This is a genomic window from Neptuniibacter sp. 1_MG-2023, assembly GCF_030547185.1.
GTDB lineage: Bacteria > Pseudomonadota > Gammaproteobacteria > Pseudomonadales > Balneatricaceae > Neptuniibacter.
In genome coordinates this window covers 1-11,960 of sequence record NZ_JAUOQR010000011.1, presented here as the reverse complement: position 1 = coordinate 11,960, position 11,960 = coordinate 1, and the positions used below count along the sequence as shown (strand labels likewise).

The 11,960-nt window shown below is 41.1% G+C and carries 12 protein-coding genes and 1 pseudogene; 7 read left to right on the top strand and 6 right to left on the bottom strand.

All coding sequences use genetic code 11. The features are described from left to right. Nucleotides 1-106: 106 nt before the first annotated feature. Entirely contained in the window at nt 107-1,390 is a 1,284-nt protein-coding gene (locus Q4492_RS12290; RefSeq protein WP_303418321.1) for a DEAD/DEAH box helicase, read from the bottom strand. Between the two features lie 294 nt (nt 1,391-1,684). On the opposite strand from Q4492_RS12290, the gene Q4492_RS12285 reads away from it, so the two are divergent. Then, nucleotides 1,685-2,158 (top strand): DUF3465 domain-containing protein, encoded by a 474-nt coding sequence (locus Q4492_RS12285; protein ID WP_303418319.1) that lies wholly within the window; start codon nt 1,685-1,687, stop codon nt 2,156-2,158. A 121-nt stretch (nt 2,159-2,279) separates the two neighbouring features. Next, the gene (locus Q4492_RS12280) at nt 2,280-2,558 is read left to right on the top strand and encodes a hypothetical protein (RefSeq protein WP_303418318.1); all 279 of its coding nucleotides are present in this window, start codon (nt 2,280-2,282) and stop codon (nt 2,556-2,558) included. A 142-nt stretch (nt 2,559-2,700) separates the two neighbouring features. Here Q4492_RS12280 and Q4492_RS12275 read toward each other — a convergent pair whose 3' ends face one another. Further along, on the bottom strand, nt 2,701-3,384 hold the full coding sequence (locus tag Q4492_RS12275; protein ID WP_303418559.1) for a helix-turn-helix domain-containing protein: 684 nt from the start codon (nt 3,382-3,384) through the stop codon (nt 2,701-2,703). Nucleotides 3,385-3,520: 136 nt separating this feature from the next. Here Q4492_RS12275 and Q4492_RS12270 point away from each other — a divergent pair, with 136 nt between their 5' ends. The 4 genes from Q4492_RS12270 (at nt 3,521) to Q4492_RS12255 (ending at nt 7,798) form a co-directional block, all read left to right on the top strand. Beyond that, complete coding sequence (locus Q4492_RS12270) at nt 3,521-3,805, top strand: DUF4242 domain-containing protein (protein ID WP_067865613.1); 285 nt, start codon at nt 3,521-3,523, stop codon at nt 3,803-3,805. Nucleotides 3,806-4,136: 331 nt separating this feature from the next. Further along, nucleotides 4,137-6,113 (top strand): methyl-accepting chemotaxis protein, encoded by a 1,977-nt coding sequence (locus Q4492_RS12265; RefSeq protein WP_303418314.1) that lies wholly within the window; start codon nt 4,137-4,139, stop codon nt 6,111-6,113. 213 nt (nt 6,114-6,326) lie between these two features. Further along, nucleotides 6,327-7,160 (top strand): class I SAM-dependent methyltransferase, encoded by an 834-nt coding sequence (locus Q4492_RS12260; RefSeq protein WP_303418312.1) that lies wholly within the window; start codon nt 6,327-6,329, stop codon nt 7,158-7,160. A gap of 212 nt (nt 7,161-7,372) precedes the next feature. Further along, entirely contained in the window at nt 7,373-7,798 is a 426-nt protein-coding gene (locus Q4492_RS12255; RefSeq protein ID WP_303418311.1) for a DUF1353 domain-containing protein, read from the top strand. A gap of 106 nt (nt 7,799-7,904) precedes the next feature. Here Q4492_RS12255 and Q4492_RS12250 read toward each other — a convergent pair whose 3' ends face one another. Then, on the bottom strand, nt 7,905-8,378 hold the full coding sequence (locus Q4492_RS12250; RefSeq protein ID WP_303418309.1) for an FKBP-type peptidyl-prolyl cis-trans isomerase: 474 nt from the start codon (nt 8,376-8,378) through the stop codon (nt 7,905-7,907). A 158-nt stretch (nt 8,379-8,536) separates the two neighbouring features. Here Q4492_RS12250 and Q4492_RS12245 point away from each other — a divergent pair, with 158 nt between their 5' ends. After that, on the top strand, nt 8,537-8,947 hold the full coding sequence (locus Q4492_RS12245) for a thioesterase family protein (RefSeq protein WP_303418307.1): 411 nt from the start codon (nt 8,537-8,539) through the stop codon (nt 8,945-8,947). Between the two features lie 127 nt (nt 8,948-9,074). On the opposite strand, the gene Q4492_RS12240 is transcribed toward Q4492_RS12245, so the two are convergent. The 3 genes and pseudogenes from Q4492_RS12240 to Q4492_RS12230 all read right to left on the bottom strand — a co-directional run. Beyond that, complete coding sequence (locus Q4492_RS12240) at nt 9,075-9,731, bottom strand: hypothetical protein (protein ID WP_303418305.1); 657 nt, start codon at nt 9,729-9,731, stop codon at nt 9,075-9,077. Between the two features lie 146 nt (nt 9,732-9,877). Continuing rightward, complete coding sequence (locus Q4492_RS12235; protein ID WP_303418303.1) at nt 9,878-11,131, bottom strand: MFS transporter; 1,254 nt, start codon at nt 11,129-11,131, stop codon at nt 9,878-9,880. A gap of 139 nt (nt 11,132-11,270) precedes the next feature. Beyond that, nucleotides 11,271-11,960, bottom strand: a pseudogene (locus tag Q4492_RS12230) (isocitrate lyase); the annotation flags it as partial.

Sequence of the window (11,960 nt, the reverse complement as noted above, 5' to 3'; positions counted from 1 at the left end):
GCTGGCGTTTTAGAGAGTAAGAGCGCCTAAAGGCGCTCTTTTTGTATCTACCTTAGGTTGGTTTTAAGACTCTTTTTAACTGTAGTAACTCAGGTTTCAGTTGATCTTAACCCCATATATCTTTGTTTTTTCTATTCTCAGGTCTATCGGTTGAGGTTGTTTTTCGTGCCGACTTTTCTCTTGGTTTTGCTGTGGGAGGCTTGCTCTTGCGGACATAATTTAAGATTGAAATAGGTACAACTTTTCTTACAGGAAAACCTTCAATCTCTTTACGCTCGATTATATGGTCTAAACGGCTTTCAATCGCACAGAGATTTTTAAAGTCACCCATTGCGACAAAAGATATAGCTTCACCGGTGGCTCCTGCACGGCCAGTTCGGCCAATACGGTGGATATATTCTTCTGGTTTGAAGGGGAGGTCGTAATTGACCACACGGCTTAATTCACCAATATCTATACCACGGGCAGCAACGCCGGTAGCGACTAAGTATTTTAGTGCGCCTGACTTAAAATCCGCTAAGATTTTTTCACGCATGGCTTGGCTTCTATCGCCATGAATTGCTTCTGCTACAATCCCGCGTTTTGCCAATTGGTCGACCAGCTTGGCTGCGCCGTGTTTCTTTTCAATAAAAATCAGTGCTTGATCCCATTGCTGATCCTTAATTAAATGGCTCAGGAGAGCAGATTTAGTGTCTTTATCAACAGTGATTAGCCACTGATTTATGGTTGTAGCTGTTTTGGTTTTTGGTGAAACTGAGATCTCAACAGCAGGTTTACTAATTTTGCTATCAGAAAAATCGTCGGCTAGTGCGCGGACACCATCACTCATAGTCGCAGAAAATAAGAGATTTTGACGTTCTGTTGGCAGGCGTTCGATGATTTTATGAATATCATCCACAAATCCCATATCGACCATTCTATCCGCTTCGTCTAAAACTAATACTTCCAGTTCGTCAAAATGTAGAGCTCGCTGATGGGCTAAATCAAGCAGACGACCGGGTGTTGCGACAAGAATATCTACGCCTTGAATTAAACGCTCTTTTTGTGGCTCGCTATCTACGCCACCATAAACGGCTAATGAGCTTAGATTAAGGTGTTTACTGTATTCAGCAACATTGCCCGCCACTTGTACGGCTAATTCCCGTGTTGGGGTAAGAATGAGTACCCGTATGCGCTTGCCTCGAAGAGTGCGTTCTTTATTGAGCTTTTCGAGTATAGGTAGAACGAAAGCAGCGGTTTTACCTGTGCCTGTTTGGGCTGTCGCAATTAGATCTTTTCCCGCCAAAATAAGGGGAATCGCTTGTTTCTGAATTGGCGTTGGCGCGGTATAGCCCAGATCGTTAATTGCTTGTAAAAGAGGAGTAGATAAACCAAGGTTTGAGAATGGCATAAAGGCTCGGATAGGTTGTCATAAGAAGAGTAGAGCGCAGTATAGCGTAAAACAAACCTCTCGTTGTTCTAACACTCAAAAAACGTTAGTTAAGGTTTATTGTAAGTTGATATGTGATGTTGATCTATAAAGTTAAGATCTGGAAAGTGGACCGTCAGGGCCTAGATGTTGTTAGCCATCTTCAGTTAATATATGAGCGTAATCGCCATAGGACGGCTCCTCGCACAGGATGATGCTAATAGCTCCTTTCAGCGTTAAATGACTCAGTATCACCATTCATACCACAGGATAATAATGAAGAAGTTAATTTTACTTTGCTTAATTGGGGTAAGTTTTTATGCGTACCTTCAAGATAATCCTCAAGTTATTGAACGTATAGAAGAAACCGTAAATACGGAAAACTTATCTAATAGTAATACCTCCGAATACTCATCTAGTGATCGAGCCTTAGCGCGGGCCTTTAAAAATAAGCAGAGTGATCTACAAATTGGAGGTTCGGGAAAAGTTGTAAAGGTTCTTGCTGATGACTTGAAAGGTAGTCGCCATCAAAAATTTATTCTGGAATTATCAACAGGACAAACCTTGTTAGTTGCTCATAATATTGATTTAGCGCCTCGAATTAATGGGCTTAGCATAGGTGATAGGGTCAAATTCTTTGGTGAATATGAGTGGAGTGCCAGAGGCGGGGTGATGCATTGGACCCATCATGACCCACAAGGGCGTCATGAAGGAGGCTGGCTGCTGCACAATGGGAATATATACCAGTAGCAGGGATGATTTAGCCCTAAGCTGAGTCTGTATTATACTCGATGGGTACGTCACGCTTATCTTCTGTACAAGTAGGGCGCATAAAATTACACTGTGCCCTTGTATTATCTGTGAGAGCCCTATGAAAAATACCTTGAGAAAACTCTTTGCGCCTATCTTAAATATTTTCGAATCCGGTGAAGGTGAATATAGCTATAAAGCGTCTCATCGTAAGATTTTGATGTATATGGGACTCTTATTTTTTGTGCTTTCGACGTTGTCAGGTATTACAGCCATTGCTTCTGATCAATTAGGTGGTCTTATCCCTATTCTGGTCTTTTTCGTAATTGGTTTTGTGTGTTTAATCGTTGGTTTCTTAGGAAGTGATCGCGCGGTTGCTAAAATTTGGGGCAGTCGATAGTTCGCACTAAAGGGATAGAGAAAACGAGGATGGCTGGTAACCATCCTTATCGAATCCTCTTGGCTTCTACTTATTTAAATCTTGTTTCTCACCTATTCAAAATAGTCACTATTCAGCAGTAGAGGGCCTTGTAACGACTAGGCTAGATCTCATTGGCTGCGGGAATTTCTGCAAAAACGCTACTATCCATCCAACTATTTATATTATTAGTGAGTGCGCTCGGTCCTACAAGTTGTAGCTTTTGTGCACGAATCGCTGTTTTATAGGTGGTGTAACCCATCCAAATTTCGATCATGGTGCGAAGGTCTGTATTGAACCAGATATCTACCTCTTTGCCTGGATCCACCGTACATACGTCAACCTCTTCGTTACTGACAACAATCCACCATTTAGCCATCTGGTTTTGATCAGAAAAGTTAAATGAGATGATCGTATTATCGCCCGGTAGGTTATGTGGGTTGATGCTGCGTTCTAGATAAAGCATGAGTAACTCTATATCGAGCTCTGAATCAGGTAGTTGACTCCGTGTCCAACGCATTCCCCATTCACCTATTTGTTGGATGATAGGAGCTAACTCTTTGCCCGATTCAGATAGGAAGTATTCATAGCCCCGTTGACCGGATATCTTTTTACGCACGACTAGCCCGTTATCTGTTAATTCGTTTAGGCGCTTAGTCAACATGGTAGGGGAGATAGATGCCATGCCCCGTTGAAAATCATTAAAGCGTTTCCCTCCCATTAAAAGCTCCCTGATAATTAATAGTGTCCATTTTTCACATAAGAGTTCGGAGGCTTTGGCAAGGGGACAAAATTGTAGATATTGCATAGCGTTACTCAATCAGGTTTTCCTAACTACAGAATCTGTAGTTGAGTGCTACAGTTTACATAGCATTTTTAAGGGATAGTTGGTTCTAGTATAATGCACTAGATAACAACAAAAACATTATATGGAGTTCTTATACATGCCTAAGTTCATTATTGAGAGAGATATTCCGGATATAGGTTTGGCTGATGATGCAGCGTTAAGTGCCGCGGCCGAAAAATCAAATGAAGTGCTATCTGCTATGCAGTCAGAGCAAAAAGATATCAGTTGGGAAAACAGCTACGTTGTTGGAGATAAAACCTTCTGTATCTATAACAGCGCGGATGAAGCGTTAATTCATGAACATGCGGAGCGAAGTGGATTTCCGGCTAATACCATCTCAGAAATTAAAAGTGAGATAGATCCTACGACCGCAGACGCCTAATTCAGGCCATTTCTTAAGTTTTACGTTAGGTAGTGGTTGTCGCCCTTTCATTGCCTAGCGTATCCTTACCTTGTTTGATCTCTCTATTATCCGTTACTCCATAAACGTAACACTCAAAAAAGCTCCCAAACTTAACGATTTTTAAACACTTATCGCATCGCTGTTTGAGTCTAAGCGGTAGCTTAGTCGTGTGTGTCGCTATAAGAAATTGTTGTTTTTTGTCATATTTCTGTCATCTGTCGGTAGTCTAATAACGCGCATTCGGAATTAATATTTCCGTAGAAAAAGGACGTTCATTTTTTAATCACATGTTGTAATGGCGTACAAATCTATGAAAATCTCTTTGCTGACTAAGCTCACCTCACTTGCTCTTTTCCTTATCCTTGCTGTGCTTACTATCTCTATAGTGTGGTCGCTTGATCGTCTAAACGATGCCTATCAGACCAGTACGAGCTATTACGAATATGAAGCGAGTACTCGTCACGCAATTGAAAAGCCTATAAACACCTACCTGCTGACAGGTGATGCAACACTGCTTAGTAAAATTAATAATGATATTAATGAACTGATTGGGGAAACACAGCAGAACCGTTTATTGCCGTCAGACATTAAAACCCCTGCGGTGGAGCAGATGATATTGGTGCGAGATAATGCTTTGAGTACTTTACGAGAAGCGGGGAAATTATCTAATCCGGAGCTTTTGCTAGTAAATAGTGAGCGAGAAATGTTCGCCGAGATAACGGCAATAATGGAATATGTTGCTAAAGCGGAGAAGGCTCCAATCGATCTTAAGCAAAAGTATTTGAACTTGTCAGCTGAATTTATCAATTATCTAGTACCGACCATCTATGTGAGACAAAATAGCGCCTCAAAAGGCGATAGCTCAATATTAAAGAGCAGTGAAAGTTATTTAGTTGGCATGCAAGAGACGGCCGAAAAACTCTATGCTTTACCTCGTTTAGGTGTTTATAAAGAGGCTGAGGTTGAGGAAGATGAACTGGCTAGTGTATTAGGTTGGGATACCGAGGAAAGTAATGGCCCGGCAGAAGATATTGGTGAAGCATCTTTGCAAATTATTAAAAATTTAGCAGGGCGCTACCCTAAAGAGTTAGATAATATCGCTAAATTTACTGAGCAAAAACAGCAAGGTAGTTTGGCCGCAAAGGAGCAAGTGCTCAAGCTTGAACAGTCTCTCCAAGGTTTAGAAGGTACACTGGAAGAACACTATCAGAACATTTTACAGGATGTATACCTGTTACTGGCGGTCTGTGTTGTATTGATCATTATTACAGGCGCCTGTATGTCGATGATTAAATACCGTCTGGCTGCCATTCTTCATCGTGCAACTGATTATGTAAGTCGCTTATCTGAAGGTGATTTAAAAATGCAGATGGATATGCCTAGTAAAATCAGTGAAGTAGCAACGTTACGTATCTCTATCAACAGTTTAAAAGATTACTTCTCTGACCTACTGACGAATATTAAACGTGAAACTGGCGTACTTAAAGAGCTAGAGTCAAATATGAACACTAGTGCAAAAAACCTTAGTTGTATTGTGGCTGAGCAACAAGCTAGTACACGCAGTACTGCAGAGCAGATGGAGCAGCTAAAGAGCTCCTTTGTAGAAGTGGCTGACCATGCTGCTCATACACGTGAATACACAAATCAAGCTAATGATCTGACTCAGAAAGGTATTAGCTTGATGAGAGATACTCATAACAATATTTCTGAACTTTCGAGTGACGTTGCAGGTACTAATGATGCGCTTGTTTCCTTGAAAGGGGATACGGAGTCAATCCTACAGGCGTTGTTAATCATCGAGGAGTTTTCGGATCAAACCAATTTGTTAGCACTTAACGCGTCAATTGAGGCGGCAAGAGCCGGTGAGATGGGACGAGGTTTTGCGGTAGTTGCTGATGAGGTGAGAAATTTAGCAGGAAATACTTCGCGTGCTGCGAGTGATATTAAGAAATTGACCAATAAGCTTAATGCAACCACCAATGATGTAGTGGATCGCACTCAGCTCTATATGCAAAAAACTGAAGAAACTATGCAGATTGCAAATGAAGCGGAACAAGCGATTGGTGAAATAGCAGAGGCTAATTTGAGTATCAGCCAGATGAGTTCACAAATAGCTTCAGCCACAGAGCAGCAGTCTCAATTAACGGCGGAGATTGTTAATGTTATGTCGCAAAATACTGATTTAGCGAATAACAGCTTAAATGAAGCGGAAAATAATAGACGTTATGCAGACAACCTTGTTGTTATTAGTGGCAAGCTTAATCAGATGATTGTTCAATTTGAATAGATGTATTGTTTCTCTATCAGCCGCTGGCCTAAATACCTTTTATGGTCAGCGGTGAAATGAAACCAAAGGATTGCTATAACCTTGAGTGGGGGAACGCCATTTAAGGTTTATAGATAACTTTTTAGCCTTATACCTGCCTGTTATTGTCCTCCCCCTTTCCCTCGTGATCTCTAAAAAGCTATATTGATTCAGTGCTATTAAGGGGGAGTTGTTATGTCTGATAAACAGCTAGTCACCACACATTATACGCATGGTGATTTACTGACATCTATTGAGAATGCGTTAGTTAACTCTGGAAAGTCTTTGCATGATCTTAATATCGAAGATCTGGCGAATGTTGATGAATTCCATATAGGTGGCCGCCAAGCTACAGATAATATCTTAGGCTGCTTAGGGCTTTCAGAGCAGGATCACTTGCTCGATATAGGCTGTGGTTTGGGAGGGGCTTGTCGTTATGTATCTAATCGATATAACAATCCTGTTACGGGTATTGATTTAACTGAAGAGTATGTTGAAAGCGGTAATGTCCTTTGTTCATGGGTGAAACTTGATCAGCGTATTAAATTATATACAGGTAGTGCGTTAGATATGCCCTTCGCTAGTGGATCATTTAACGGCGCTTATATGTTACATGTTGGGATGAATATTGAAGATAAAGCAAAGCTATGTGCAGAGGTTTATCGTGTATTAAAACCGGGTGCCTATTTTACTATTTACGATGTGATGCGGGAAAAAACAGGAGTGATTAGTTATCCGGTGCCTTGGGCTGATCGAGAAAGTATGAATTTTTTAGCCTCAAGTGAACACTATGCTGATGCACTAACCCGTGCTGGATTTGAAATTACGTTGGTGAAAAATCATTCTCAATTTGCTCTGGATTTTTTCAAAAAGGAACGGGAGAAAAACCAAGTAAAAAGCGCTCGCTCTCCGCTTGGACTTCATACATTAATGAATGAAAATAGCGGAATTAAAGTTAAAAATATGCTCCAAGCACTGCGTGAGGGATATATTGCGCCAGTTGAGATTAAGGCTAAAAAGCTAAGGTAGTAGGGTGACGTAGTAGGGTGACTTGGCTTTCTTCAGGTGTTTGTTAGTAACTATCTAGTTTAGACAATCTTTACTAGTATTAAAAAGTACGCGGCATAATTGGGCGCGTCAGTTTTGCTTTTTAGGTTTAATGAGGGGTTTGGCATGAGCTTCTGTAGTTATGTAATATGCCGAAACGTTAAGATCGTTTTCTTATCCATAAGGGAAGTGCTATGGAATGCATCGAATATAAAAAAGGATATAAATATCAGATCGTTGATAGCTATGTAACTACTATTTCGTTTATGCCTGATAAGGATGTTTTATCTCCTTCTGGCTATATAGAATTAACGAAAGAGGGAGTGCTTAAGATAAAAAAGGGTTATGCATGGGATGGTCCTTCAGGCCCGACCTTTGATACCCGCGATTTTATGCGAGGCTCCCTAGTTCACGATGCTCTATATCAGTTAATGCGTGAGAACTTGTTGGATAAAGATAAAGACCGCGATGCAGCTGACCGGCTCTTACAGCAAATATGTAAAGATGATGGAATGTGGGTATTAAGGGCATGGTGGGTCTATATTGGGTTGAAATTTTTTGGTGACCCCGCTGCCGATCCTGCTAATAAACGGCCAGTAACTAAAGCACCTAACCTATAACAATTATCGTTAGATTTATAGAAAAGAGGCCCGCACATAGGTGCGGGTTGGGAAAGTAGCGCACAGATTTTATGCATTACAGCAGGATGATATAGAGCTTCAATTTTTACTTAAAATCGATAAGCTCTACTTCAAAAACAAGCGTTGATCCAGGGGTGATTATACCTGCCGAACCATTGCCGTAAGCAAGTTCGCTCGGAATATAAAAGCGTGTTTTTTCTCCCACAACCATCAACTGTACACCTTCAGTCCAGCCCTTGATTACTTGATTTAGGCCGAACTCAATCGGTTCGCCACGTTCTACTGAACTATCAAAGACTGAGCCGTCAATTAAGGTGCCATGGTAGTGTACTTTTACTTTTGATGTAGCTTTTGGATGTTCCTCCCCCGTACCTTTTGTTAACACTTCGTACTGTAAGCCGGAGTCGGTTTGTGTAACGTTTTCTTTGGTCAAATTAGATGCTAAAAAAGTTTTTCCTGCTTCTAGGTTATAGGCCAATTGCTGCTTTGAGTTTTGATTGTTTTTATAGAGAAAAAACAAGATGGCAATAATTAGGATAGGAAGCAGGTAATTCAGCATTGTATAGCTCCGTAGTAGGTAAGTGTATTTGGGGCTCGTGGATTATCTAGATTCTGAGCAGTATGACATAGTGTTACTGGTTTTGATTGAAGTTGTCATTCCTTCTTCGGCTAGATAGTTTACAGTGAGTTTTTGAATTATCTATATGTGAGGCTGGGATGGATCTGGAAAATAGTAAGTTAATATATAGCTGTTCTATTCCTGTTCGTTGGGGGGATATGGATGCTTATGGGCATGTTAATAATGCGATGTATATGCGTTATCTTGAAGAAGCGCGGGTGCAGCTTTTAGATAATATGAATGTGGAGCTTGATCCTAATGGGCTGGCCCCCGTCGTAATTGATATAGGATGTTCATTTATTCGACCTGTTGTTTACCCTGATCTATTACGGATTGATTGCTATATTAGCGATCCTGGTCGATCCAGTTTTATGACCTATTACAAGGTTTTCAGTCAGCATGATGATAAAGCGGTTGTGAGCCAAGGGCATGCAAAGGTTGTATGGATTGATCACAGGATTGAGAAATCAGTTCCATTACCTGAAGTTGTTCGTGCCTTGTTTGATTAAGAGTTTTCTTTGTTCTATTTGTCGAGAACAGAGATTCTGGGTATTAATAAGGCCATAGGTAGGACACTCTCGGCGGGGATTAAACGCGTTTGTATAGTGTAAAAAATTGAGCTTCGTGGGCGATTTTTTAGCTAACTATGGCGTAATTATTAGCTAGAAGAGTCGTGACTATATCTTCCTCTACTGGTGCAGGGTCGTTGGTGATTGTTTTTGGGATCTCTGATTCTTCAGCAGAAATTTGTGCAAGGTTAAAATATAGATAGTCCTGCATCCATTGCTGATACTGTTGTAGCCAATCACACATTAACTCCTCTAAAGATGTTTCATCAATTGTGAAACCCGCTTTTAAGTCTGCTTTTGTATATAAAGAGCCTTTAAGTAAATCTCCGTGCGTAGGGTAGTTTTTAGAGTAGTACTCTAGTGTGACATGGTCCGATAGACGGCTCTCTAATATGAAACTGACACGATCAAGGCTTAAAGGTGCATAGTTGATCGCTTCTATAAGTGACTCTACTTTTTGATCGAAGCATAAGATGGTTGAATCGGTATAAAAAGCAGCGACAAGAATTCCATCCACTCTAAACAAAGCCTGAATTTGTTTCTCTTGCTGAGCTAAGTAATATTTTTTTTGTGTAACGGGAGAGAACTGCTCGAGCATTGTTAAATAAAACTGATCCATCTGTTGGATAGAAATAGCGCTCTTAGTTGCAGGCAGGTGCTTTTTCAAAGGCTCATCAATAGGAATATGCGCCTGAGCATTAAATGATGCCTGTGTATTATGCATAGAACTGCTCTCCGTAAGTTTGCTGTACATAATCTACAGCAAAGGCAGTGCCAATTATCTAAGCCTATGTTTTTTAAAAGAGAAGTTATGTGAAAGGTGATTCTCGTCTATTTTAAGGCAAAGGGTTGCCGTAGAAGCGGCAATACTTAGCGGGAAGTTATTTTAGGCCTAAAGAGAGTTGTTAATATAATAGCCAACGTCGTTGCACAAGCACAAAGGAGGTAGCTTGATGTGAATGATTCGGTTTGTTCTGCTAAATACCCGGCTAATGTTGGCCCTGAAATTTGGCCTATAGCAAAGAAAAAGGTGACATAACCAAAGGCTTTCCCTGCAGCGGATATAGGTAAAATATCACTGATCGTTGCAGCGATGATTGCGGGAATGCTAAAGGCTGATATGCCAAATAATGCCATGGATAAAAATAGGGTGAATGTTCCTATTTCTGATGCCGCTAAAGAGTATGCAAGTGTTTGTAATATAAACACTAATATTAGGCCAAATCTGCGCCCAAACCGATCAGATAGACTGCCAAAAATAGCACCTGAGAAAATACTCAGAATGCCCATCGTCATCCATAGTGATCCAGCGTCACTTTCTGTGAAATGATATTGCTCAACCAGAGTTGTTACGATAAAAGTTGCATAGATCACATAGGTAAAACCAAATAAGAAATAGATTGAGCCTATATGAAGGATCAATTTACTGATGGATTTAGCTGCTTGTTTATCAGATTCTAAGCCTGCGGGTTTGGAAGTAGCTTGCAACGGATCGGTGGAGGATGAAGACTCATATCCATAAGGTTTTAAATTTAGTTTAGCTGGGTTGTTACGAAAGAGAAACGCTGTGATGCATGCGGCCAGAATGATGATTAATCCAAATGCTCCCCAGCCGACTTTCCAGCCATCGTCGAGCCATGTGCTATTTAGCCAAGGAATTAATGCGCCACTAGCAACAATGCCTAAGCCGTTACCCATGATCATAAATCCCGCTGCACGGCCTCGATGCTGCACAGTAAACCAATGGGCGACTAAGCTCATAACCGCTATGTTAGCAGTACCACTACCTATACCCGTTATGAAATATAGAAGTGTGATAATCATAAAATGGCTGCTGAAGCTGATTAGGAACATGCTTATGCCAACTAAGATTAAACCTAAGAATATAGAGTAGCGTGCGCCAAACTTGTGAATAAGGTAATGACAAAGTAATACAGCGAATAGATAGCCAATAAAATTACCCGTACTGATAAGCCCCATCTGTGTATAGCTTAGTTGAAGGCTGCTGCCCATAGAGGGTAGTAACATACCGAGTGCAAAACGGCCTAGTCCTAAGCAAGCGAAGAGAGATATCGCGCCAGACAGAACAATAATCCAAGCATAGTGGAACTTATTAGTAAGCATCTATAGGGCCAATAAAAAATAGGAATTATTGATAATAACGAGTGCGTGAAATAAAGGTAAGAGGAGAGGATGTTATTCTAATTTATTGAAATAAAAAAGGACGCCGAAGCGTCCTTTTTTAGTCTGAAGTGCTTAACAATTAACCGAACTGGTTAGATGTGTTTTTCGCACCGCCAGCTTTAAGCGCATTCTCACCCGCAAAGTATTCTTTGTGGTCATCACCCATGTCTGAACCAGACATGTTCTGATGTTTCACACAGGCGATACCTTGACGGATCTCTTCACGCTGAACATTCTTAACGTAGCCCAACATACCTTGCTCACCGAAGTACTCTTTCGCTAGGTTGTCTACAGACAACGCAGTTGTGTGGTAAGTCGGTAGAGTGATCAAGTGATGGAATACGTTCGCTTCACGTGATGTATCAGCTTGGAATGTACGTGTACGTTCATCAGCTACAGCAGACAACTCAGTTTCGTCATACTCAGCGCTCATTAGGTTAGCACGGTCGTATGCAGACACATCTTTACCTTCAGCAGCCCAAGTATCGTAAGTCTGCTGGCGGAAGTTTAATGTCCAGTTGAATGATGGAGAGTTGTTGTAAACCAATTTAGCATCTGGGTGAACTTTACGTACGTCATCCATCATGCCTTTGATTTCGTGTACGGTTGGTACTGCAGTTTCGATCCATAGTAGATCGGCACCCGCATTGATCGCTTCAATACAGTCAAATACGCAACGCTCATGACCTGTGCCTTGACGGAACTGGTATAGACCGGATGGTAGACGCTTAGGACGTACTAGCTTGCCGTCACGGTTGAAGCATACATC